This is a genomic window from Hylemonella gracilis (genome assembly GCF_004328645.1).
Taxonomy (GTDB): domain Bacteria; phylum Pseudomonadota; class Gammaproteobacteria; order Burkholderiales; family Burkholderiaceae_C; genus Hylemonella; species Hylemonella gracilis_B.
In genome coordinates, this window is record NZ_CP031395.1 from 1,593,326 (window position 1) to 1,616,266 (window position 22,941).

General features: G+C 55.2%; 19 protein-coding genes and 2 pseudogenes. 12 read left to right on the forward strand and 9 right to left on the reverse strand.

The annotated features are described in order from the left end of the window. Positions 1–64: 64 nt before the first annotated feature. The gene (locus DW355_RS07530; RefSeq protein WP_165493145.1) at positions 65–526 is read right to left on the reverse strand and encodes a putative quinol monooxygenase; all 462 of its coding nucleotides are present in this window, start codon (positions 524–526) and stop codon (positions 65–67) included. A 136-nt stretch (positions 527–662) separates the two neighbouring features. Here DW355_RS07530 and DW355_RS07535 point away from each other — a divergent pair, with 136 nt between their 5' ends. Beyond that, the gene (locus DW355_RS07535) at positions 663–1,109 is read left to right on the forward strand and encodes a winged helix-turn-helix transcriptional regulator (RefSeq protein ID WP_131278928.1); all 447 of its coding nucleotides are present in this window, start codon (positions 663–665) and stop codon (positions 1,107–1,109) included. A gap of 81 nt (positions 1,110–1,190) precedes the next feature. Here the strand turns inward: DW355_RS07535 and DW355_RS18545 are convergent, their stop codons facing one another. Then, complete coding sequence (locus DW355_RS18545) at positions 1,191–1,484, reverse strand: LysR substrate-binding domain-containing protein (RefSeq protein WP_431733219.1); 294 nt, start codon at positions 1,482–1,484, stop codon at positions 1,191–1,193. A gap of 116 nt (positions 1,485–1,600) precedes the next feature. Next, entirely contained in the window at positions 1,601–2,731 is a 1,131-nt protein-coding gene (locus DW355_RS07545) for an alpha/beta fold hydrolase (protein WP_131282462.1), read from the reverse strand. A 285-nt stretch (positions 2,732–3,016) separates the two neighbouring features. On the opposite strand from DW355_RS07545, the gene DW355_RS07550 reads away from it, so the two are divergent. The 6 genes and pseudogenes from DW355_RS07550 (at position 3,017) to DW355_RS07580 (ending at position 8,273) form a co-directional block, all read left to right on the forward strand. Beyond that, positions 3,017–3,595 (forward strand): TetR/AcrR family transcriptional regulator, encoded by a 579-nt coding sequence (locus DW355_RS07550; RefSeq protein ID WP_131278930.1) that lies wholly within the window; start codon positions 3,017–3,019, stop codon positions 3,593–3,595. Positions 3,596–4,466: 871 nt separating this feature from the next. After that, positions 4,467–4,850 carry a response regulator gene (locus DW355_RS07555; RefSeq protein ID WP_131278932.1) on the forward strand — a complete coding sequence of 128 codons (384 nt, stop codon included), beginning with the start codon at positions 4,467–4,469 and terminating at the stop codon, positions 4,848–4,850. After that, a complete protein-coding gene (locus DW355_RS07560) occupies positions 4,847–5,356 on the forward strand; it encodes a chemotaxis protein CheW (protein WP_131278934.1) in 510 nt (169 codons plus the stop codon). The genes DW355_RS07555 and DW355_RS07560 overlap by 4 nt, the downstream gene beginning before the upstream one ends. Before the next feature lie 30 nt (positions 5,357–5,386). Continuing rightward, positions 5,387–7,120 carry a methyl-accepting chemotaxis protein gene (locus tag DW355_RS07565; protein WP_131278936.1) on the forward strand — a complete coding sequence of 578 codons (1,734 nt, stop codon included), beginning with the start codon at positions 5,387–5,389 and terminating at the stop codon, positions 7,118–7,120. A 350-nt stretch (positions 7,121–7,470) separates the two neighbouring features. Next, a pseudogene (locus tag DW355_RS07575) lies at positions 7,471–7,593 on the forward strand (transposase); the annotation flags it as partial. 251 nt (positions 7,594–7,844) lie between these two features. Continuing rightward, entirely contained in the window at positions 7,845–8,273 is a 429-nt protein-coding gene (locus tag DW355_RS07580) for a helix-turn-helix domain-containing protein (protein WP_131278941.1), read from the forward strand. A gap of 165 nt (positions 8,274–8,438) precedes the next feature. On the opposite strand, the gene DW355_RS07585 is transcribed toward DW355_RS07580, so the two are convergent. The 4 genes from DW355_RS07585 to DW355_RS07600 form a co-directional block, all read right to left on the reverse strand. Further along, positions 8,439–10,097, reverse strand: a complete 1,659-nt coding sequence (locus DW355_RS07585; protein ID WP_131278943.1) for an ATP-dependent nuclease — start codon at positions 10,095–10,097, stop codon at positions 8,439–8,441. Positions 10,098–11,363: 1,266 nt separating this feature from the next. After that, the gene (locus DW355_RS07590) at positions 11,364–11,954 is read right to left on the reverse strand and encodes a restriction endonuclease (protein ID WP_131278945.1); all 591 of its coding nucleotides are present in this window, start codon (positions 11,952–11,954) and stop codon (positions 11,364–11,366) included. A gap of 212 nt (positions 11,955–12,166) precedes the next feature. Then, positions 12,167–14,140, reverse strand: coding sequence for a tetratricopeptide repeat protein (locus tag DW355_RS07595; RefSeq protein WP_131278947.1), 1,974 nt, complete (start codon positions 14,138–14,140; stop codon positions 12,167–12,169). Positions 14,141–14,166: 26 nt separating this feature from the next. Beyond that, on the reverse strand, positions 14,167–14,466 hold the full coding sequence (locus DW355_RS07600; protein ID WP_131278949.1) for a hypothetical protein: 300 nt from the start codon (positions 14,464–14,466) through the stop codon (positions 14,167–14,169). A 212-nt stretch (positions 14,467–14,678) separates the two neighbouring features. Between DW355_RS07600 and DW355_RS07605 the strand changes: the two genes are divergently transcribed. Together DW355_RS07605 and DW355_RS07610 are read left to right on the forward strand one after the other, a co-directional pair. Continuing rightward, a complete protein-coding gene (locus DW355_RS07605; protein ID WP_131278951.1) occupies positions 14,679–15,068 on the forward strand; it encodes an HU family DNA-binding protein in 390 nt (129 codons plus the stop codon). Between the two features lie 577 nt (positions 15,069–15,645). Then, positions 15,646–15,903, forward strand: a pseudogene (locus DW355_RS07610) (IS21 family transposase); the annotation flags it as partial. Here DW355_RS07610 and DW355_RS07615 read toward each other — a convergent pair. Beyond that, positions 15,900–16,544, reverse strand: coding sequence for a hypothetical protein (locus DW355_RS07615; RefSeq protein WP_207388158.1), 645 nt, complete (start codon positions 16,542–16,544; stop codon positions 15,900–15,902). The pseudogene DW355_RS07610 and the gene DW355_RS07615 sit on opposite strands and share 4 nt — an antisense overlap. A 455-nt stretch (positions 16,545–16,999) precedes the next feature. On the opposite strand from DW355_RS07615, the gene DW355_RS07620 reads away from it, so the two are divergent. Further along, positions 17,000–17,731 (forward strand): hypothetical protein, encoded by a 732-nt coding sequence (locus tag DW355_RS07620; RefSeq protein ID WP_242671332.1) that lies wholly within the window; start codon positions 17,000–17,002, stop codon positions 17,729–17,731. Between the two features lie 76 nt (positions 17,732–17,807). Then, a complete protein-coding gene (locus tag DW355_RS07625; protein ID WP_131278953.1) occupies positions 17,808–19,079 on the forward strand; it encodes an acyl-CoA thioester hydrolase/BAAT C-terminal domain-containing protein in 1,272 nt (423 codons plus the stop codon). A gap of 467 nt (positions 19,080–19,546) precedes the next feature. Here the strand turns inward: DW355_RS07625 and DW355_RS07630 are convergent, their stop codons facing one another. After that, positions 19,547–20,131: an NUDIX domain-containing protein gene (locus DW355_RS07630; RefSeq protein ID WP_131278955.1), complete on the reverse strand. Its 585-nt coding sequence runs from the start codon at positions 20,129–20,131 to the stop codon at positions 19,547–19,549. A 624-nt stretch (positions 20,132–20,755) separates the two neighbouring features. On the opposite strand from DW355_RS07630, the gene DW355_RS07635 reads away from it, so the two are divergent. Next, complete coding sequence (locus DW355_RS07635; protein WP_131278957.1) at positions 20,756–22,195, forward strand: P-loop ATPase, Sll1717 family; 1,440 nt, start codon at positions 20,756–20,758, stop codon at positions 22,193–22,195. Positions 22,196–22,941: the final 746 nt, after the last annotated feature.

Consider the following 22,941-nt stretch of genomic DNA (forward strand, 5'->3'; position numbering starts at 1 on the left):
AATTTCAGACAGGCTTCGGCATCAATGCTCTTCGATCGGATGACTGCCTGCCCAATACCTCAGCTCAACGGCATTCCGCCAAAACCTTCGGGTCTGTCTGAGCCGGCTTGGAGCGAGGTGCCGGAGTCAACTCGGCGATGAAGCTCATCGCGGGCGGCGCCGAAAGATGCTGCTTGAACGCACCGAAGAGCGCCTGGGTGTACGGCTGGAAAAAGTGGCTTTGCAGCGCTGCCTTGGTTCTCCAGACCTCATACATGACGTAGGTCGGCTTGCTGGTGTCCAGCGCCTTGTGAATGGTGAAGCTCACATTTCCAGGTTCTAGGCGGCTGCACATGATGGACATGCGCGAGATCTTTTCAAAATCGGCTTCGGAGCCTGATTTCACCTCGAGGGTGGCAACAACCGCTATTTCACCGTTCGGGCTTTCCTTGATGTCCGGGGGAGCATCGGCCGCGAAGGCTTGGCCAGCGCCCAAGAGAGAGCCGGCCGAAAGGGTGGCCGCGAGAATCATTTGTTTCAAGCTCATTGGTTTCTCCAAAAAGGTTTGCGTGTGAGCATGCTTAACCATGTCACTATCATGATGATAGTAAAAAGACTACTATCATGCAAGTAACTTAATGCGGATGCCCACCAAGGACTGGTGGTCTTCAGGAGGTAAGGGCATGAAACACAAAAGCTTTTTGGAAACGCAGTGCCCCATTGCCCGCGGCCTTGAGAGGGTCGGCGAATGGTGGAGCATGCTCATCATCCGCGAGGCGTTTTATGGGGCCAAGCGCTTCGATGAGTTCCAGCAGGGACTCGGAGAGATCGCTCCGAACACGCTGACGCGGCGGCTGAAAGAACTCGTTGAGAACGGCATCTTCGAGCGCCGTCTGTACAGCACACGGCCCGAGCGTTACGAATACATCCTGACGGAACGTGGTCGCGATTTCCTGCCCGTTCTATGGACGATGCTGGAATGGGGGAACAAGCACTTCTGTCCGGAGGGAGACCTGGTCCACTTGAAGAACGTCAAGACAGGCAAGAAGGCGAAGCCTTTTCTTGCCGATCAGGTAACCGGGCAGGAAATGTTGGCAGCCGAGTACCAGTTCGTCGCGAAGTTCAGATAGAGCCTCCCGAGACCCGGAACGTACCTCGACGTGGTGAACCGCTGAGTCCCGGACGTATTTGCACCTTCTATGCGCAAAAAATTAAAGTCCGGCAGCTGCAACCAGATCGCCGAGCGCGCGGACTTTCGCCGAGTGTCGCCGTTGCAGCGGACTTACCAGATGCAAAAGGAGTTCTTGAACTGCCCAGTCTGCTAGCAAGAGCTGCGCCTCTCCGCGGGCCATTTCTTCCTCGAACAGGAACGTCGTGGAAAGTCCCAAACCTTGTCCTGCGAGCACGGCCGCGCGGACTACTTCACTTGAATTACCCCGGTTCCAATAGACACCTCTGAGCCTCAATTTGACTGTCCTCGGTTCGCAGGAGGAGGTTGTTCTCACAGTTTTGAGAATTCAAGCATGTGTAGATCTGCTAGCGGCGCGATATGAGGCAAATCTACACCGTCAAGCCTCGCGACTTGGCCGACTAGACCATCAGGCGGTGGTCATCCTTCGATTTAACCCTTGTTACGATCCGCTCTGCTTGCATCTTTCATGAAGGCGAGCAGAAGGTTTCCTAGTCGAGCGGGCTGCTCCTGTTGGATCCAGTGACCTGCCTCGTCGATGAGTTCGACGCCGCTCATCTGTGTCGTTGCCTTGGTCTTCATGAGGTCGATCGCGCCGGGTGACACATAGTTGGCCCAGTCACTCTTTCCGCCGATGAAGAGCGAAGGGACATCGATCGTCTTGCCCGAAAATAGACGCAGTTCAGCGTTTAGGGCAGGGTCGGTAAAGACACGATAAGCCTGCAAGGCGCCTTGAAATCCTGTGCGGCCATATTCCGTCGTGTACACATCAAGTTCAGGTTCGGTCAGCCATTTGCAGGCCAAGATCTCTGCGGCGGAAGGGTGAAATGGCGCCACGGTCTGGGACATCGTTTTGCCCAATTCCATGACGTAGTAGGTCGGCAATTGCGCAAGTTCCGCAGGGGTGGGCGCCTTCAAGGGATGCGGCTTGTTCCCCGGCCAATCTGCGCTCTTCACATGGAAAAATGCGCGGAGAAATGCATGTAAACCTTGTGGGGGGTGCCACAAGTCAGCGTTGGCCTCCCGTGTGCTCAAGTACTGTTGGTAGTGCATGCGCGGCGGATCGAGCGCTGCCAGCGCGGCCGCCAATTTTTGATTTCCAGTATTCGGTTGCACCGGCGACGCTTGGCTATCTGCAATGTTGAACGGAAAAGCCGGTGTACCAGGAAACGGTGCGCTCATCAGCACCACCGAGGGAAACATGTCAGGTCGGGCCAGCGCGCAATAAGCCGCTACGGGCGAACCGAAGTCGTGCCCAACAAGCATTGCCGTACGCCGATATCCCAAGGCCGAAACCAGTCCGAGTGCGTCTCTCGTCATGTTCAAGAGACTGAAAGACCCTAGCTGAGCGTCATAGCTGCCGTCCCAACCGGTGGTGCGACCAAAACCCCGCTGGTCGGGCGCCACGACGTGGTAGCCGGCGTCAGCCAAGATTGGAATCAGATGTCGCCAACCGTACGCCAAGTCCGGAAAGCCGTGCAGAAGCAGCGCGAGCGGTCGGTCAGGGCTCTCGTGACCAGCCTCGAGAACATGGACATCGAGGCCGTTGACCCCATGGATCATGCGCGAGCGGACTCCCTTGGGAAGAGCCCCCTCGGGATAGGTTGATGTGGTCAAAACGGATTCTCCTGTGGGGGTTGCGCTGGCGGGCTGCAATGTCGCCGCAATCAGGCTGGCGGCGCTCATCGCTAAGACGGTTCTTCGGGACACCGATGGCTTGGGACTGAATGGAAGATTCATGATTTCTTGGCTGAGGGCTTGATGACGGTGGGTTTTTCGTTCTATGGTGATCGCCATTGTATGGCGATCACCATAGAACGGTCAAGCGCTCTGTGTTAAGTTCACGGCATGCCGCGTAAGACTGACGCCCGCTCACGCGCGATTGCCACCGCCGAGCGACTTTTTCGCATCCAGGGCTATACAGCGACTGGATTGACCGAGATCCTTAAAGAGAGTGGCGCGCCTAAGGGATCGTTCTACTTTCACTTTCCACGCGGCAAGGCACAGCTTGCGGAAGAAGCGATCGACCAATACGTTGCGGTCAGGATTGCTGTATTGCGCAATATCTCGTCGAATACGATGGGTGATGCTCTGAATTTCGTGCGCCAGATCTTCAGCACATTCGCCGCCGAAATGGTCGCCTCTGATTTCCAGTATGGATGTCTGATGCAAAACCTGGCGAATGAGCTGCCTGCGCTCGATGCTGAGCTGACTAAACGGGTCGCGCGCGGATTCGCCGATTCGACCGAGGTTGTCGCGGAGCATTTCAGAGGGTGCGGGTTCGCGCCAGCGCGCGCATCCACTACCGCTGCCGCATTGGTGGCCGCAGTCGAAGGCGCGCGAACGATTGCCCGTCTGGAGCGCACGCCGGCCATATTCGAGGCTCTGGCGGATGTTTGTGTCCGGAGGGCTGCGTCAGAGGGGTGATCAGGCCCAATGTGTGGAATCCCGCTGAAATCTGACGGTGAGCACTGCGAGAACAGGTGTTCATCTGCGAGATCTCCAGGCGTACTGGCCTAGCTCGCAACATGGTGAAGAAGTACCTGCGGACGGACGAGATCGAGCCCACCTACATCAGGCGCGTCAGCCTCGATCAGTCCGACTAGCTGCTGCACAGGCCTGTCGAAACTGCGCGTGCACGTGATCGCTGCTTTTTTGGGTACCGGCGCATCATCGAGCGCGATGTAGAGGAATCCCTACAGCTCGCGCACGGTACGTTCCAGTACGACACCCCAACGACGCCGGATCAATGCTGGATCGCTTAATGCCAGGTCATGCACGGTGAGTATGCCGGCGACGCGCTGTTGCTCGCCGATGCGTCGGGGTCGATACCGGTCGCCCAACGAATTCGAATCTGAACTCGCTCAGCAGGCGGCCTAGTTCTAATGAGCCCCATGGTCCAGGCCGAGGGGCTCACTCCAATTGGCATGGAAATCCACCCTGACACGCTGACCGATGCAATGTCAGCACCTCGTTCATCCGTGATGCGGAAAGCCGAGGGTCGAGGTTGATTCTCGGATGTGTAGCCAGATATTTCTACACAAGTGATTTAAGTTTGATGCAATCGGGCGGCTCCGGAGCTGTCACTTTCAACCTGCCCTGCCGCTGCGGGGAAGGGTCGAATTGGTGCGGTATGCCACTGCAGCGTGGCAAGTTTGGTTGAGCAGCACTCCACCATTTGCGGGCTGCGGCCCGCGCAGCCAAGGTAGGAATCGTCTTACCCGTCCCATCCGATTCTGACAAACGAACCGGTCGAGTCTGATGGCGCGCAGCGTCTCGTGTCGGCACCATGACGGCCATGAAGATTCTGGTCGTCGAACATTCCGAACTTATCCGTATCCGCCTCGCACGGCAGATTGGGACCATCCTTGGCGTCAACCAGGTGATAGCCGCTTTGGATCGCGTGCAAGCACAGCGGCTGTTCACGGAAATGCAACCGGCACTGATAGTGCTGGATCTGCACTTGCCTGACGGTGACTCCGTCCCCCTGATCCCGCAGTTCAAGAGCAAGAACAAGGATCTGAAGATCGCCGTGCTGACCAACGACGCCACGGACTACAACCGCCAGCGCTGCCTGCGGGCCGGCGCCGGCTGGTTCTTCGACAAATCCACCGAGTTCGAGCAGTTGCTGGAGCAACTGCGCCGTCTGTCCGATCCAACAACTACCCGGAGAGCCCCATGAGCACCGTCCTGAGTCCCGTGCCGCAGCGCGCCAACATCGATGCACCCACATCCATTCGCGAATTCCTGGCCTTCAAGCTCGGCGACGAGGAATATGGCGTTGACATCTTGCGTGTGCAGGAAATCCGTTCCTACGAGCAGCCCACGCACATCGTCAATGCACCGGCCCAAATCCTGGGCGTGGTGAACCTGCGCGGCGTGATCGTTCCCATTGTCGACATGCGCATCCAGTTCGGACTTCCGGAGGTGAAGTACGACGTATTCACCGTGGTCATTGTGCTCAACATTGGCCACAAAGTGGTCGGCATTGTGGTCGACGGTGTATCCGACGTGATCACCCTGACAGCGGATCAGATGCGCCCAGCACCTGAATTTTCCGGTGCGATCGATTCGGGTTCCGTGCTGGCACTGGGTACGGTAAACGACCGAATGCTGATTCTGCTCGACATCGAGTGTGTCATGGACAGTGCGGAAATGGGTCTGGCGGAACGCCAAAGTATTCAGTAATAACTTTCAGAGAATGCAAGGAGAAAAATCATGAACATCTTTTCAAATTTCGGTATTTCGAAGCGTCTCTATCTGGCTTCGATCGTTTTGATTCTTGCTTTAGCAGGCGTTGCCTTGACGTCCTGGCTGTCCTTGAGCAAGGTGGCGGAATTGGCTGATAAAACCGCAACACAGCGCGTTCCACAACTGATGCATATCGCCTCGGTGGAACTGAACGTCACCCGTGTGTCACTTCAGATTCGTCATTCGATCTTGGTTCGGACACCTGCGGACCTGGCGGCGACGCTGGCCGATATCGGAGAAAAAAAGACAAAGATCGACGAGGCCCTCAAGGCCTTCGAAGCGGGAATCTTCACTCCCGCTGGGCGTGAGGCGTTCAACAAGATGACGCCGCTGGTGCAGCGTTTCTGGCAGATTGGAACTGAGAACATCAAGCTGATCCAGGATGGGCGAAAAGACGAAGCCTTCGATTTTCTGGTTCAGAAAACCATTCCTGTTCGCAATGAACTGCTCAAGGTTCTGGATACCGAGAAAATCAGGCAGGTCGAGCAATTGGACAGAGAACTGAGCGAAGTTGAAAGTCAGTCCGAGACGATCCGGCTCGAACTGGTGCTTCTGTCCATCGCCGTGGCCATCGCCCTCTTCGCCTTGTCCTGGTACATCGCCGCCTTGCTGCAGCGGCGCACCAAGACATCGCAAGCTGTGGCGGATCACGTTCGCGACGGAGATCTGGCTTATTCTGTGCAAGATGATGCACATGACGAATTCAGCCCTTTGCTGGCTTCACTGGGCGAGATGCAAGCGTCTTTGTCGCGCATCGTTTACAACGTACGCCAAAGCAGCGAATCGGTCTCCAACGCCAGTGCCGAGATTGCCCAGGGCAATCAGGATCTGAGCGCGCGCACCGAAAGCCAGGCCAGCGCGCTCGAAGAGACTGCCGCCAGCATGGAAGAGCTGTCCTCCACCGTTAAGCAGAACGCCGACAATGCCCGCCAGGCCAACCAACTGGCCCAGAGCGCCAGCATCGTGGCCGTGCAAGGGGGTGAAGTGGTGACTCAGGTGGTGAGCACAATGAAGGGCATCAGCGACAGCTCGAAGAAGATCGCTGACATCATCGGCGTGATCGACGGCATCGCTTTTCAGACCAATATCCTGGCGCTGAACGCGGCGGTGGAAGCCGCGCGGGCCGGCGAGCAGGGCCGAGGTTTCGCCGTGGTGGCTAGCGAAGTGCGCAATCTGGCAGGGCGCAGCGCGGACGCGGCCAAGGAGATCAAGACCTTGATCACCGACAGCGTCAGCCGAGTGGAGCAAGGCAGCGCACTGGCCGATCAGGCCGGCAGCACCATGAACGAGATCGTGGGCAGCATCAAGCGCGTCACTGACATCATGAGTGAGATCAGCGCCGCTAGCGTCGAACAGAGTGCTGGCGTGTCGCAGGTGGGCGAGGCCGTGACGCAGATGGACCAGGCCACGCAGCAGAACGCGGCGCTGGTGGAAGAGATGGCTGCGGCTGCCAGCAGTCTCAAGAATCAGTCCCAAGAGCTGGTACAAGCCGTGGCCGTCTTCAAGCTCGACGAAAAGAACAGCAATGTTGTGACGCTCGCCCCTAAAACCACGCGTGCAAACGCTGTCACCTTGCCGACGCGGCGTTCGCCGGAACGCGCAAACAATGTGGCACGTATGCAACCTCACATGGTCTCCGCCCATAAGGAACCTGCCCGAATCGAAGCAAAGACAGGCACAGACGATTGGGGGGTGTTCTGAATCATGCCCATGCTCTCTGTAGCATCGATTCTTGAGTTTTGCAGACCATAGGCTGGACCGAGTCACTCATGAACTTCGGTCAGCCTAGCGGAGTGACGAGTGATTATCATCACCGGTGATTCACTGATTGATGCCCAATCAAACCACTTTTATTTCACCGGGAATGCCGTCGCTTTTGGCTCTGATTCGGTGCTTCATTCAAGCCGAGCGCTTTGTGCCGCTCGGCTTGATGCAGTGATCAACCGCTTCACCTACATTGGCATAGATGACACTGTTGAATTCCCGACGTCCCCCCGAAATTGAGTAGCAGCTGAGCTTGGAGTCCAATCCCAAACGACAGGAGATTGGACATGAAGAAGAGATTCACGGAAGAGCAGATCATTGGCTTCCTGCGGGAAGCGGAATCGGGCCTGGCGGTGGCCGAGCTGTGCCGACGGCATGGCTTCTCGGAGGCGAGCTACTACCTGTGGAGATGGGCGCCAGCGAAGTCGAGGCGTTTTTGACGCATCTCATCGCCGAGCGCAAGGCGTCTGCATCGTGACCATTCGGACGTATCCACCACCATGGGCACTGAATGACCGCTTTGGGGTTCGCGGACAAAGGGCCGCTCTGGGTCGAAAGCGGTTAGCCCACCGGGCAGATTAATTTCAGAATTGTGTGCGCGGCTAGAGTTCAATCACCTCTGTTTATGTATATTGTTTGAACTACAGCCAATAGGATTGACATGGCAAATATTACAAGTCTTCTGAAATCAGAAATAACACGTCTTGCTCGAAAAGAGATACGTTCAGAAGTTCAAAGCCTGAAAAAGGCTGTAGCACACTACCGTAGTGACATAGCCAAACTCAAACGAGAACTGGCTGCACAAGAAAAGAAGATTGTTCGCCTTGGCAAGAGTAAGCCCTCTTCCGTCGATGAAGCGTCGAATGAAAGCCCGAAGCTACGATTTCGTGCCGCTGGATTTGCGACACTGCGCAAAAAGCTAGGTCTGTCAGCAGCAGATATGGGGAAAATTCTCAACGTTTCTCTTCAAACCGTCTACCACTGGGAGAAGGGAACAACTAAGCCTAGGGCAAGTCAACTTGAGCGCATCGCAGAGGTCAGAAAACTGGGGAGACGAGGCGCAGCAGAGAGATTGGCTGAGATCGAATAGGCCACCCTCGGCGAGAAAATCCTGACCTGAACTTCGGTGGTGGAGGGCGGCTGTGCAGCGGGAGCGGCCTCTCACACCGTAGAACTTGATGCCTGAAAGCAGCTGTTCCACGGTTGAGGTGAGCGGGTCCGGTGTTTTGCCGTTGAGCTTTGTCTAATCTGCGGGTTAGGCTGCACCGACATTGGCGTGGAGTGCAACAAGCTCAGCTATACGAATGTGATCAGACAGGGAAAGGAGGCGATCAGCAATTCCGCGGTTCCTCAACTCGTCCCTTACCGCCTTCAAAAGTACCTTTCCGTGAGCAGCTGGTGAGTGCGGACCAGTCAACAGATTTGCGCACTCGACGGCAATCTCTCCAGAGTTAGGACGCTCCCCAGCCCGACGCTGGTTTTCAACAACGGTGTTCACGTACTTGGCGGTTAGCTCTGCTCGACGGGTATTGAATGCCGCACTAAGTACCTCGTCCGCAACTTCTACTGTGACTGCGCAAGTTGCCGCCAAATGTTCGCGTGTGAGAAAGAAAGACTCCAAGTCATTCCCCGTCGGGAGGAATGCACTCACCTGCATTCGTGCAAATTTGGCGCTGAATTCCGCAAGTTGATCGGCTGGCAGAAAATCCCGGTCACGGTGAAGCACATACCGCGCGTTCGGCGCAGTCCGGCGAAGGTGCGATATCAGCGCAGTTGCGGTAGCAATCTGGGTGCAACCTGAGTAGGACATGATCTCGCACTGCTCGAGGTCGTAGCCACTGGCCTCCAGAAGTAGTTCCAGAATGTCGTGACTCGCATCCTCCGTGAGAAAAATGTGAGTCGGGTTGCCAAGACGCTCTCCAGCATTGAGCGCTCCGATCTCCACTAGCGCCTGTACTTCGTACTTGTCAGTTTCTACCTCTTGTCGACCATCCCTCAGCCAGACAAACCGCGCCGCGTCAGCGAGAGCTGCAATGATGTGCTTACTGTGGCTACACAACACGATCTTGGTGCCACGTTCGGCTATGTTGGCTAAGGCACCGGCGAGCAACTTTTGGTTGTTTGGATGCAAATGGCTATCAGGTTCGTCAAGCAGTAGGAGGCGGGGTGCAAAGAGGTTGACGTACGCAAAGATCTGGATAGCCTGCAGTACACCCGTCCCGCAGGTGTCGATTGGGTACTGCGTAGCACCGCGCTCAACATGGCAGTTAATTACCTCATCTATATTCGGGTCGTAGCTAACCTGGATTGCGTAGCCGGGGAACAGCATCTCAATTTGCTGCTGAAATGCAGCCCATTTCTCCGGCGCTTGGCTCAGCTGTAGCAAGATGTTCCTGAAGACTGAGTTTGAGTCACCCTTGGCGGCAGCCTTCCGAACCACTATGTTGGCTTCAAACCGTTCTTCGGCTGGAATTCCAGCCAACCCAGTGACTAATGCTGAGTATGGTTCGGTGACAGACTGCAGCCTAGTACCAAGTGTTCGGCCGACGACCTCAATAAGTATGTTTTTGTTCCGTCCCTTGCGGACGGTCACTCGGCATGCGTCGTCGCCGTCCTTGTACGTAATCTGAATTGCTTCATCCTCTCGTTCCCTTAACTTGCCATTTCGAGCGAGCGAAAGAACGTCCTTGATTGGCGCATAGACGAGGTCAGATTGGCCGATAGAGGTGGAAAGACGGTTTCCAACCCAGGCACCCCCCTGTATAGCAGCGGTCTGCGCGGCGGAAACACCAAACTGAAGCGCTTGAAGAATCGAACTCTTCCCGGCGTTGTTGCCGCCAACCAGGAGATCAATGCCGTCAACAGATAGTTGAACCTGCTCAATGTTCTTGAAGCGTTCTATCGTGAAGTCCATGGATTGCTGGGCTTGTGACGCCGGAAGGTGCACTGTCTAGCTTACCCGAAACCGGTCGTCAATCGATGACTGCAACCAGCCTGTAGCCGACATGGCTTTGGACAAGGGCCAGGCGGTAGCGATTGCGGCCGGACTTGACCCCACATGTAACGCGCGATTACTGCCCGCCGCTGGCTATTGACCCGAAATCCTTCCCCTGAGCCTGCTGTCCAGCAGGCGTCATAAACACCCGCTAAGCCGCGCCAATGCTGGATGGCTGTTATCGACTTCTGCAGAAAACCGTCGCCTCTCCGCCAGGCCGCATAAAACCTAGGCCTTTGTTATCGACTTTATTTACCTGTTATCGACTTTAATTGCTCGGTTCACCGATGTCCTGAGCAATTAAAGTCGATAACTAAGCTCTAGCATTGGCGCGGCCTGGTGCCCCGTCGATTTCAAGAGTGATCGTTGAAAAGTCGAAAACAACTTTGACAGCAAAGACGCTACTGAACTCGGGGCGATTCAATCACGGGTTTCTAGCGGCCATCGATACCAGTATGTTTGTGACCCGACTATTGGAACTATCCACAGCGCGGCCCCTACACTAAACAGGCGATCTTCACCGATCAATGACCCGTCGTTCGCTCGCCTTAAGAATAGTGTGCGTTCTGAACGATATCCTCCTGTACCTCCCGCGCCTCTTTGCACGATCGGTCGCAAAACTAGAGCGCCATCAGCGCAAGAAAAATCATTCGAAGCTTCATGCATTGTCACCTCGAATCTTTTTGTACCGTCGACGTTGGTGACAATTGCCTTTAATGCGCCAAGAGACGATTCGAGAATGATTGGGCCCGATGTAGACGAACCCAGACGCATGCGGCTTGGCAAATTGTTGGAGTCGATCTCTGGAAGATTGGAATAGAGGCCAATTGGCATATAGCTTCCTGTTAAATCAGGACAGCCTCTCGAATTCTGAACAGTTGGCCATTTCGTGGGGTAGCTATCTGATAACCCGCTGAGAGGCGCACAACCTGTCAGAAACATACACGTCAATGTGTAAAGCCAGCTTCTAACCATGACTGCTCCAACAGTTGATTCGTGGATGGGCGCCGTTTCGACCTCGCTTGCGACGGCGCTCACTCATCGCGGGCTCGACAATACGTTGCGTATAAGACGGGGCCTAGACATGAACGAAACGCTCACGAAGTCTGTCACTTAGATTTCCGATTCTGGCAGGACCAGCCCAGTCCCGAGTCGAGTACCGACGACTGGCTGGCCTTCAAGGTTCTATTCCGGGATTGAGATCGACAGAGGCGCACTTAATAGAGCGCGCCATGTGTCGTAGTTTCGACCATTGAATTTTGCAAAAAACTCTTGGTTCTCGGAAACATATCCGTCTGAGGTGACTGCCTGAGTGTAATTCGGCGTCAAAGGTTCAAATTCAGGTCTCGCACGGTAAGACACCCACCTAACCTGATTTCGAGGAAGAATTCGGAGTACGGCTATTCCATTAGCTTTGGCGTATGCAAGGCCACCAGCTTGAATTGCGCCACTGATAGCCAAGACTCCTTTGACGTTCTTCCCAGCGATCTGATCCAACTTCGCCTTGAATTCCTCAACATCGTCAACAGGAATCGCAGTACGGTAGTCCTTGCATTCACAGACCCATAGCATGGACCAATCCTTGGCGTTCGGAAGTCGTACTTCAATGGAGATATCTACAACAATATCCGTACCGCGATCGCGTGAGTAGTAGCCTTTTCTCTGAAAGGTGGAACAGTGCCGGGCGAGGAGACCCAACCGATCGGCCTCCAACTCGTCTCGGAGGAGATCAAAAACCTCATCTTCGAACCGCCTTCCACGCAAGCTGGTATTCATTTCTATCTAACGAATGAAAGTGGCTTCCACCATCCCGAGCTGGCCGCGACTTGTGGCCAACGGCAACGGATTCCCAAAATGGGTGAATCGCCGCAATTCAATAGAAATCTCTGCGGCTCGACTTGAATCAAATGACATCGTCGATTATTTGGTCGATTCAGGGTGATCAAAATATTCGGCACAAGTCGCGGTCAGTGCAGATAATCGGCGGTTTACTCCGAAACTCGCCTCAGCCAAGCGCTATAAGACGAATCAACATCATCCGGTTGAGCCTGAATATGTTCTTCAAGAGCGTCGGTGATGCCGAATATCTTCCACACCAGAGGCGACAGTCGTTTTGTAGGACTGTCCGAATTTTCAGCATCACGGAGCAACTGCAAGCTGCGCTCCTTGTATTCCGGAAGTGCGTCGGATTTGTAGTCGAGTGCTTTGCCCAGACCCGATAGGTACATCAGCTTGGGCACCTCGGACTTAGGCCAGTGCAGGGCCATGGTCAGGGGCCAGTCCAGTATTGCGCGCTCACCCCACAGGCTAGATTTCGGAGCAATGTCGTTGGCGAGCAGCGTCAGCGTAAGCGCCTGTCCAAGCTCGGTCAGGTAGATCGGCAGGATCTCAGCGTCAGGGCGGGTGTAGAACGTGTCCAACGCCTGTGTGCGTTTGAAACCGATGCGGTCGAGCAAGAGGTTCTCCATTTCCAGCACAGTAGCACCAAGGGCCGCTTGAGTTGTCTCTCTGTTATCGGTGGATATCTTGGAGCGAGTAGCGCAATCCCAAAGAACCAGGGAAATCATCCAGGGCTCGTCGCTGCCTGGACCGGGGCTGCCAATTTCTCCGGTGACGAAATACTTCATCTCTGGTGGCAGGTTGTCGAAGATTTTGTTCTCGTCAATTGGGCCTGCTGATATGACAGGACCACCTCCCTCAACAACCATGACGTAGCAACTCGCCGCGTAATCACTCCAGTAATGAACCGCCTCAGTCAGATAGAGAGGAATCGCGCGAGTGAGTCGACCAATATCGTCTTCGCGCTGCGACTCAGCGCGAATCTCACCACTCACGTTCTTTGAAAACGCGAAGAAGCCAATTTTCGGAGCCGCTTCTGGTTTTTGAGCAAAGAGCCAGTCGGCGTTGCGCAGGCCGTATTGCCATATCGGCTGCGTAAGCCCGATTGAGCTGATTTTCAGATTGTCTGGATCAATGGATGCACGTTGCCCATCATCCCTACTCATCTTCTGAAAGGCTTCCGCAAACTGGTTCAATTGCTGCCGGATCGGCGCAAGACCGAGAGCGTACATGCGGGCGAGTAAGGCTTGTCCTTCGTCCGCTTTGCCGAGTTCCCGATAGGCTCGGAGCAGGTTTATCCCGGTGAACGTATCGTGCTTGTGCTCATCGTAGAGTGGAGCAATCAGCTCGAGAATAAGCGGTATCTGGCCATTGTTGCCCAAGTCGCCCGACATCATCGTCAGAGTGTTGCCATCGTATAAGCCGCTTGCCAAGACCTCTTGGTAAAGGGATCGAGCCGATTCGATTTCTTTGCGCTCTAGATGATGGCGGGCCAGCCAAAGCTTCGCGCGCCAACTGCCGGGCAAGGCCGCCGCAGTATGTAGAGCCTGTAGATAACCAGCTTCGCCACCGCGCTCCTTTTGGACGGCGGACCACCAGAGCAGTCCGTTCTCCTGATTCGGATCCACTTGTATCGAGCGCCAAAGAGTTTCATCGGAGTTGCTCTGATCTCCGCGCTCCGTAAATACCTTGGCGAGATTGGTGAGTAGAGAGCCGGTTTCTCCTTTTTTGGAGATTCCTTCGCGCAATGTTTTTTCTGCCTCATCCAGCCGTCCGTTTTTCATCAGCACGATGCTCCGAATCGTGTGACTGCGCTCGGGGTCACCATCGATCTCGAGCAGTCGTTTCGTAGCTGGCAGTAGGTCTTTCTCGAATCCGTCGTTGAGACCCGAGATCACCAATTTATACAGCTCGCCTGCGTCATTCCACTTTGGCTCCAGGCTGGGCAGAAAGACTTTATCGCGCCAGTCATTTCGAGTGATCTTGACTTCCCGACCATAGGCGTCATACGCCGTAATCAGATCTTCTTCTGCCGCTGTAGTTGAGGCGACAGGTGCAATTTTTTGTGAAGATTTGGAAGAAGATTTTTTCCCGCTCAGGGTGGACAAAAGGCGTTTGAGCATGGGTTTCCAGGGTTTCAGATGCAAGATCAAGCGTAGCGCTTCCTAATAACGTCGCGCCAATGCAGAAGAACTTCAGCCACCTCGGCGTCGTGCTTTGGATTTTGTTGAGACAAACCCATGTACTGGATCACCGATCCGAGATAGTGGGAGATCTCACCTGCAGTGGAAGAGTTTGTGAGCAAGGCGTAGACCTGGGGTAGGTAGCTGTGGTACTCGTTCCGAGCCTCGGGCGAGCGGGACACCCCAATGGGGTCCCAGATGTAGAACAGGACCTCATCCACAGCGCGGTACAGCTCAATCTCCCAAGGCTCTGATTTCTTTCCCATTCACTGCACCTGACGTTCTGAAGGAACTATGTTCGGATGCCTGCCGATAGCCTGCTGCACGAGCGATCGGTAGGATTTCTCAGTCTTCGCGCCGAACTGAAATCCCTGGGGCAAGACCGCGTATTTGCCTCGATAGAATCAAAGACGACGCAATTCGGCTCCATGTCGTATGGCGTGCATCATTCCATCCACAACAACAGAGTTCAGGAAACATGGTAACTGCAAAGAAAAAGTCTTCCCCCTCCACTGCGAAGAAAACTGCAAAGGCTCCCGTCGCAGCCGCGGTGCGTCCCATCAAGGACACCTTCACCAAGGGCGCGCTGGCCAGCCATTTGGCTGAGCAGTCGGGTGTGGAACCCAAGTCCGTGAAGGCTGTGCTGGCCGCCTTGGAAGCGACCGTGCTGGGTGCAATCAACAAGAAGGGCGCGGGTGAGTTCACGCTGCCCGGACTGCTCAAGATCGGCGTTCAGAAGGTGCCCGCCAAGCCCAAGCGCAAAGGCATCAACCCGTTCACGAAGGAAGAACAGGTGTTCGCCGCCAAGCCTGCCACCGTGCGCATCAAGGCACGTGCCCTGAAGAAGCTCAAGGACGCAGCGCTCTGATCAGCGCTTCACTCAAGCCGAGCGCTTTGTGCGGCTCGGCTTGATGCAGCCGTAGAGTGCTTCATGCACACTGGCATAGATGACACCTTCAGCATGCAAATCGTTGGGTACCTTTGCATATCCATTTCGCTGGTACCTCATTGCAGCCTCAGTTGCGCTCATCGCCATTTTTCATGGGACGGGACTCTTGGTTCTAGCAGGATGGCTTGATATCCGCGCAATGCGGTATTGCCTGCGCTTCGCCTGCCCGTTGCTGTCTGTTTTCTGGGCTGTGCTCTGTTGCGTGAATTGGTTCCCTCCCGATATGCCACTGAACACTCCTTTCAAGCGGTTCATGGCTCACTTCTCTGTGCGTAACGCATCTGACTTTAGACAATGGCAAGCGTCTTTCATGGTCGGGGTGATCGGGTTCATTTTTCCGATTGCTTTCGTCTATGTATCCATGTTCATCTGAAGGTTGCAGGCTTGCAGTGTTGAATTCCGCCGAAATCTGACCCACTTGGATCAGTAATTTCCATCCAAAGTTGACCCACGTAGGCCCTACCCTCCGAGCTTTAAACGCGGAGGGAAATTTGGAGTGATAGACGTGGCGACATTGAATGTCATCAGGCGTTGGGCACTGCGAGAACAGATGTCCATCCGCGAGATCTCCAGGCGCACAGGCCTGGCTCGCAACACAGTGAAGAAGTACCTCCGTTCGGAGGAGACCGAACCCACCTACACAAGGCGGGCTAGCCCAAGCAAGCTAGATCCCTATGCCGAGAAGCTGGCCAACTGGCTAGGAATCGAGGCAACAAAATCGCGGAAACAGCGGCGCAATCTGAAGCAGATCTACACACCGAGGTCATGGATGTCAACCCGGAGATGCTGGAGCAGAGCGAAGACGAGCTCGTCGGTGTACTCGTTACCAATAGTGTTCCGGGAAACCGACTTGAAAGCCGACCAAGTGTCCTTGTGCTTGCGGTCAAAGATCTTAGATTCCAGCTTCTGCAGGAAGTCCGCGAGGTCAACTGAGGCTCGGGATAACTCGCAGAGCCGCTTGGCCGCTTGATTGGCCGCGGTGGCGGGCGCAATGGTGGCAATCACCAGCACGTCACGAGAGCGAACGAAGGGGCTTCCTTCAACCTTCAGGAAGTCTCTCCAGACCCCTTGTAGGCTGTCGATGAAGTCCGTGTCGCCCGCTGTGGCGTTCAGTCCTCGCTTGCACTGAATGAACTGCTGCCAAGTGACGCTGCCGCGGCTGATCTGGCTGTAGACGTCGTCGGTGTGGGCTCCGGTGTAGCGAGCCTCAAAGCGAAGGGTTTCGACGCGGCAGCCATGTAGGCAGAACGCCGTAGGCAGACCTGTAAGCATGTTCGCCAGGTACAGAGCGCCCACGCGGGCCTGGAAGACTCCGCCTCCGCCGCCAGTAGCGACAGTGCTCGTCACCTGGGTACCCTTGAGGGGGTCTCGTTCGGACTCGTGTTTCTTGCTCATAAGCAAAGACTTTCACCACTGTGTGGCGCCTCCTTACCGCAAGCATAAAGGCTGTTATGGCTCGAACCATCATGTCAAGACCCGGCCGCGCCTTGGCCGGCTCGGTCGGCTAAGCCCTCACCAACGCCAACCACCATCGGCCTGAATCACACAGAGCGGCTCAAATGTTAGGCTGCTTGCACTTCGGTGACAGCGAACGCCTGCTCTTGATAGATGCTGGTTGACCGCTTAGGGTCGGGAATAGCACTTGGATGATCACGACTGCGAGGGGACGCAATCAGCTGAGGCTGTGTGAAAACTCGCTCAACACTCCAGACGGTGAAGCAAAGGTCTCTCAGATTGGCCCAGAAGCGGTTTTCTTGGAATGTCCAAAGGGTTCAGGACTCTCGTTCTCATGGTTCTAGCGAGTTTTCACGCAGCCTCAGCCTGAAGCCGAAATCGAATACGATATTCAGATGAATCCCGTCGCATTGCCAGACCACGGGTCTTCCGAGAACCATGGGATTGTCATCATCGAGGGCATCATGGGCTCCGGAAAATCGACAACCATGAGGTTCGTCGCGAAGGCGCTGGAAGATGCAGGCCTGCCGGCACTTGCTGTTCACGAGCGTTCCGACCCGCACCCTGTTCGGGCGACTGATGAGCTCCAACACTGGTTCGAACCCTGGCGCGAATCCACAGCTGAACAGCTGGCGCGTCGAGCAGTTTCAAGGTGGCGCTCGTTTGCTGAAGAGGTCCGACTTAACGCGTCCGTGCCCGTGCTGGACGGCCAGCTCTTCCACGGCGACCTTACCAATCTCTTCCTGATGGAGGCGAGCTTCGATGACCTTGCGGCGTACTGCGATCGCTTGGTCCATGTCATCGAGCCATTGAACCCGCTCGTCGTCTATCTGCGGCAGCAGAATGTTGAACGCGCCGTGCGCCTTGTTTGTGCTGAGCGAGGGGAGGCGTGGGTGAAATATCAGGTCGACTGGAAGCTGAAAGGACCGTACGCGGTCCGCCGGAGCTTGGCTGGTCTCGAAGGCCTTATCGCGCTGTACCAGGACTACCGACTCATGACGGACGCGCTCTTCGACAGACTGAGGCTGGACAAGATGGTCATCGAGAACTCTGAGCGAGACTGGGCGCGGTACAACCAGCAGGTCCTCGAAAGACTCGGTCTGGACGGCGTACCAAGCGCCAATTGAGGTCCGTGTTCGCAGGCGGAATCCAGCAAAAATCAGGGCCAGTATTGTCCATACCGGTCCTCCCAAACCCTACTTCATGAAGTTCGACACGCTGCCTCATCAGTGTCTTGTGGACGAGATGCTCCAGATCCGGGTGCAGGGGCTTCGTGCCGGCGAACGGTTGAACCTGAAGCTGTGGAGCTGCTTCAATGATGCTGTGTGGCGGTCCGAGGCAGTTTTCCTCGCTGACTCCCGCGGCGTCGTGGACCTGAGTACTCAAGCACCTGTTTCTGGCTCATACACGGGCGTCGACTCCATGGGACTCTTCTGGTCCCGCGCCCCGGTGTCTTCTGAGATCGCAAAAGGCTACGACGGCAAAAGTACGGACCCGCTCACGGCAACGCTTACCGCAGAAAGGGACGATGGTGCGCCGCCAATCTCCCACGCTGTCAGGCGTGTCTACATGAACGAGGGGGTTGTGTCGCGGAAGGTCAGGGAACGGGGCCTAGTCGGCAAGATGTTTGAGCCCAATCGACCCGGCCCCCACAGCACAGTCCTTGTGGTCGGTGGTTCCAGCGGGGGATTGGCCTGGTCCCAGGAGGTAGCGGCACTGCTGGCATCACGAGGCTACGCTGCGCTTGCCCTCGCATACTTCGGCGCCGAAGGCCTGCCGCCTACGCTTGACCGCATTCCGCTCGAATACTTCGGCACAGCCCTGGAATGGCTGGGAGCGCAGCCTAACATCGCTGCCGACCAGGTTGCGGTGGTCGGCGCATCGCGAGGTGGAGAGCTGGCCTTGCTTCTCGGTGCGACATTCTCTGAAATACGGGCCGTGGTCGCGTATGTGCCCAGCGGCATCCTCTGGCCTGCGTACCCTGCAAGCGGAAATGGAGCTTGGACTTCAGGTGGGAAGGAACTCCCTTACGCCAAGACGCTGACCTACGAGCAGTGGGACGAGGCACTTGCAACAGGCAACGCACGAGAAGGTAGCTTCGATTGGTACCTCATCCCGTTGAAGGATGCCGCGTATGCGAACAAGACATCAATCCGTGTGGAGAACATCAACGGACCTGTGCTGATGATTAGTGGCATCGAAGACAGGGTATGGCCGTCCACCGGACTGACAGAGTTCGCTGTAGAGCGCTTCAAACGACTTGGATTTCGTCATCCGGTCAAGCATCTAGCCTATGCAGATGCGGGACACAGCATCGCTTGGCCAAACGCTCCAACGACGATGCTCAAGTCGAAGCATCCGGTATCGGGCGAAGAAATGGATATGGGTGGAACGCCAGAGGGGACTGCACGTGCGAGACAGGAATCATGGCCTCGTATGCTTGAGTTCCTGAGTGGTGCACTTGGCAGTGGGTAGCCTTTTCAGGTCTATTGCATCGCGAAACCTACGCATATCAATGACCGCTTCAGAGTAAGCCTAGCAACTGACTAGGGCCGGAAGCCGCACTCCGGCCCTCTCGCGGCGAGAGACAGTAATCAGCCTGACGCGAACGTCACGTGTTGGACGGCGGCTGTGCAGCGGTTGCCGCCGGTCGCTCACGAGCAGTCACTTTCCGGTGTAGTTCACACAGCGGTCATCCGCGTGCCCACGCCCTTGGTCGATACGACGGCTGGGATCAGGTGAAGCTCCGACACTAGCGGCGCGCTGAATCTAAGTCGCGACTTGAAGGTCCGCTGTCGGCGAGTGCGAATAGGTGTTGCCGACCAGTTGCAGTCTGTCGTTGCCAAAGAAAGCAATCACTCAATGTTCGAAGTACCCGGCCACCGGAGCGGCGAAGGGAACCTGCAAGCGCAGCTTGCAGGCGGTTCGCGCTGACTGAGTGATTAGGCCCCAGCGCGCAGCTTTCGTAAGAAGTGCCCAAGGTTTGGGTCACTCTCATCCAGCGGCACTTCGGAGAAGTGGAACCAGCGGGCATCGTTGAACTCCGAGTCATCGAAGTTGATCGGTTCGTGCCTTGATCTGCGCACCGGATACCAAAGCGACACGTCCGTGTGCCCACTCGTGAGGCCCACTGTCTCGGTGACAGTCACCATCAGCGGTGCTTGGATCTCTGATCCTAAGACATCAAAGCCAAGTTCCTCCTTTAGCTCCCGGATAACGGTTGCCCTGGGATCTTCGCCTTCTTCCACATGACCGCCGGTCGGCAGCCATCGCTTCGCGTTCTTGTGATCTACGAGAAGGATATGTTCATCGTCGACCACAGGGAAGTACGAGACCAAATGCTTCGGCGGAGTCGCTGGCTTGGCCACCCGGAAAAGCGGCGCGCCCGACGCAACCCAACTCTTGGCATCCAGCCATTGCTCGCGCTCGGCCTCGGAGACCGGGTGAATCAGCTCTAGTTGCGAGAGGACAAGTTGGTGCAATCTGGAGCCTAACGTGATATGGACCGCAAAAGTGCGGAATAACATGGATGGGTGTTCATCCTAGTGCATCCCTAGCTTCGGTCTAAGTGCTTGTATTGCTTCAAGAATTCAGATGAATATAGCGTGGCGTCTCGTTCATAAAAAATAGAGAAGCTCCGCAAAAATACAAAATTACATCACCGCCGCCGCCCTCAGTTTCAGCAGTCCGTTGTTACTGTATGGAGTGACTGCTTTCAAGCTGATTCGCCAACTTCCGCTTCTGGCCGGGAGCGCCAGTTGGCCAGAATTTGCGATGACCGTCGTTCGGCGCGAAAACCAGTTTACTCAAAGTCAGCTTCGAGGCACAGTGTCGGAATCACACTTTCGGCCAGAAGCAGCCTTTCGATCCACGAAGCAGATTGCGGCCGTTGCATCTCAATTGAGGGGTGGCACAGCATTGCATGCGTCCTGAAATCTGTTGACTTTCTTGCCTGGTTTTTCGGTTTCATTCCGACGTATAAAAGCGGTCCGGCGATGTGCGAAGATCAATGAAAGAAGGTTGTATAGAACGAGGAGCAGCTATATACGGCTGATACAGCATCGAAGGGGTATCACTGTCGGTGATCGTACCGTCAGAAGCCGCCCTTAACAATCTACACTCTGGCATTGCATTCAAACGAGGAGCGCTCTTTGTTCAGCAAAATCAATTTCAAATACACAGATGCGACAGAAGAGAAAATCTACTCTCCCGAACTCATCGAGTTGTGCTACGTCGATTTGGAGAATGTGCTGCAACGCGTGAACGATCCGTCAAAGTTCTTGGTGCTCGGAACGAAAGGATCTGGGAAGAGCGCCCTTGCCTCAAAGTTGCATCTTTCAGCCAAGCCTGAATGGAATAGATTCGTTTCGATTGACGATCTTGAACAGTTTGAGTTCCATCTACTTGAGAAGACCGGAGGAGAGAGGGGAAAAGCGATTGGTGGAGCACTGTCTGTTTGGCAGCTGCTTCTTCTCATTCGCGTCCTGTCTTTGCTGCTTCAAGATGAGCACTTCAAACAATTGAACGGTGGGGTCGAGGCGCTTGGGCGCGCGCTGCAGCGCCACGGACTCGCACCCTCTTCTAGCCTTGTCTCGATTGTTCAGCAGACAAGCCGCCGTGGCGCGTTCTTAACCTTCAAAACGATCAACGCAGAACTGAGAGGCGAGACCACAAACGATACAACGACGAAACTGAAAGATCCTGCGGCCGTCCTAGGATCTGTCAAAGAGCTGATTGGTCAATGTAAGCCATCCCAATCCAATTTTCGACTCATAGTCGATGGCTTAGATCACCCGCTGAAGGACGGCCGGACGAATGCAGCTTACCTTGGGGACCTGATAAATGCAGCCCGCGCGATCAACTTGTATTTTGCCTCGCTCGACGTAGATGCGAAGGTCATCGTCATGATCCGAGATGAGGTGTTGTCACTGATTCCCGACCCCAACTTGGCGAAGCGCGTGAATGACAACGGAATACCTCTTAAATGGTACGACAACACAAGATCCCCATTAGATACACCGTTGCTAAACGTCATCGAAAAAAGGGCTCATGCGGCAGGATTCACTGAGCCAATAGGAAATCTTTGGGAAACGTGGTTCGGCAAATACATTGATTCAAAAGATTCGGCAGCATTTATTCTCGACAACACGAGATTTCTGCCGCGTGATCTGATCAGCTTCTTCCGTGAGCTTCAGTCTATCGGTGCCAACCCTCCCTTTGAACGCAAACAAATTCTGGCCGCACTGGCCAATTATTCTGAGTGGTTCTTGCAAGAGTTGTCCGATGGACTGGCGGGCTTTACTGTCGAAGAAGTTCGCTCGGAGTTACCTTCTATTCTTTCGGAGCTTGGGCGTCGATTTCCATTCGAAGACTTCGCACGTAAATTAACTGAGCATGGATTAGCTGGAAAGCAGCCGGCGGAAGAGATAGCCAAAGACATGTTCAATGCATCTTGGATTGGCAATACATGGAAGACGGAACAAGGTACGGATAGGTTTTCTTTCAAGCATCGAAAGAGGAACGCCTCATTCAATAGAATGCAAGAGATTGTGGTTCATAACGGTCTTTGGAAGTCTCTAAACCTAATCTAGGAGTTCTCTGAAGATCTGGAGCTCAGGGAGGTGCTACTTGGAGCTCGCTTTGACGGAAACCGAAAAGTGTTGAGGGCAACGCTCAAGTACTTCGATCCAACTGTGCGCACATTCACTGTGGCGGCCTCCTTAGGCGAGTTCAGGATGGTTCGAGCGGGCCAATCATGACAGTACCGAACTATTGCGCGCAGAAGTCAAACTTGTCGGTCAGCTCAAACACGTTGCGGCTAGGGGCCAGTCACATTTGAGTTGAATGACTGCTTCGCCACGTAGCGAGCGTCAGCTATGGGTCGACATGAGCAGGCCGCGCCGCGCTAAAGCGGTCATTCAAGCAGTCAAGAAGGTGGCGCGAGGTGCGCGGCCGGGCTATCAGTGAAATTGCCGGCTAGGCCGCCCGCGCTCAGTGGCCGGTCTTGCCAGGAGCGGTCGCTCCGGACCTGGGGCGTGAACGACTCAGATCAGCCTGAAGCTGCCACCGCTTTGGCGAAGAGTCTGGTGGTAGCGATCGCCGCCAGACTTGGCAAACCAAGTATTGCCCGACGCGGGCAATTGACCCGAAAACTTCTCCTAGAACCGTCGACCATCAGGCGTCATAAACGCTTGCTAGGCCGCGTCATTGCTGGATGGCTGTTATCGACTACAGCAGAAAACTGTCGCCTCCCCGCCAGGCCGCATAAAAACTAGGCCTTTGTTATCGACTTTATTTACCTGTTATCGACTTTAATTGCTCGGATCAACCGATTCAC

Coding starts and splice junctions, on each gene's coding strand:
- DW355_RS07595 (WP_131278947.1), bottom strand. CDS start 14,140: ATGCTCAAACGCCTTTTGTCCACCCTGAGCGGGAAAAAATCTTCTTCC.
- DW355_RS07605 (WP_131278951.1), top strand. CDS start 14,679: ATGGTAACTGCAAAGAAAAAGTCTTCCCCCTCCACTGCGAAGAAAACT.
- DW355_RS07580 (WP_131278941.1), top strand. CDS start 7,845: ATGGCAAATATTACAAGTCTTCTGAAATCAGAAATAACACGTCTTGCT.
- DW355_RS07535 (WP_131278928.1), top strand. CDS start 663: ATGAAACACAAAAGCTTTTTGGAAACGCAGTGCCCCATTGCCCGCGGC.
- DW355_RS07600 (WP_131278949.1), bottom strand. CDS start 14,466: ATGGGAAAGAAATCAGAGCCTTGGGAGATTGAGCTGTACCGCGCTGTG.
- DW355_RS07530 (WP_165493145.1), bottom strand. CDS start 526: ATGAGCTTGAAACAAATGATTCTCGCGGCCACCCTTTCGGCCGGCTCT.
- DW355_RS07625 (WP_131278953.1), top strand. CDS start 17,808: ATGAAGTTCGACACGCTGCCTCATCAGTGTCTTGTGGACGAGATGCTC.
- DW355_RS07560 (WP_131278934.1), top strand. CDS start 4,847: ATGAGCACCGTCCTGAGTCCCGTGCCGCAGCGCGCCAACATCGATGCA.
- DW355_RS07555 (WP_131278932.1), top strand. CDS start 4,467: ATGAAGATTCTGGTCGTCGAACATTCCGAACTTATCCGTATCCGCCTC.
- DW355_RS07585 (WP_131278943.1), bottom strand. CDS start 10,097: ATGGACTTCACGATAGAACGCTTCAAGAACATTGAGCAGGTTCAACTA.
- DW355_RS07590 (WP_131278945.1), bottom strand. CDS start 11,954: ATGAATACCAGCTTGCGTGGAAGGCGGTTCGAAGATGAGGTTTTTGAT.
- DW355_RS07620 (WP_242671332.1), top strand. CDS start 17,000: ATGAATCCCGTCGCATTGCCAGACCACGGGTCTTCCGAGAACCATGGG.
- DW355_RS07550 (WP_131278930.1), top strand. CDS start 3,017: ATGCCGCGTAAGACTGACGCCCGCTCACGCGCGATTGCCACCGCCGAG.
- DW355_RS07630 (WP_131278955.1), bottom strand. CDS start 20,131: ATGTTATTCCGCACTTTTGCGGTCCATATCACGTTAGGCTCCAGATTG.
- DW355_RS07615 (WP_207388158.1), bottom strand. CDS start 16,544: ATGAGCAAGAAACACGAGTCCGAACGAGACCCCCTCAAGGGTACCCAG.
- DW355_RS07565 (WP_131278936.1), top strand. CDS start 5,387: ATGAACATCTTTTCAAATTTCGGTATTTCGAAGCGTCTCTATCTGGCT.
- DW355_RS07545 (WP_131282462.1), bottom strand. CDS start 2,731: ATGATCCATGGGGTCAACGGCCTCGATGTCCATGTTCTCGAGGCTGGT.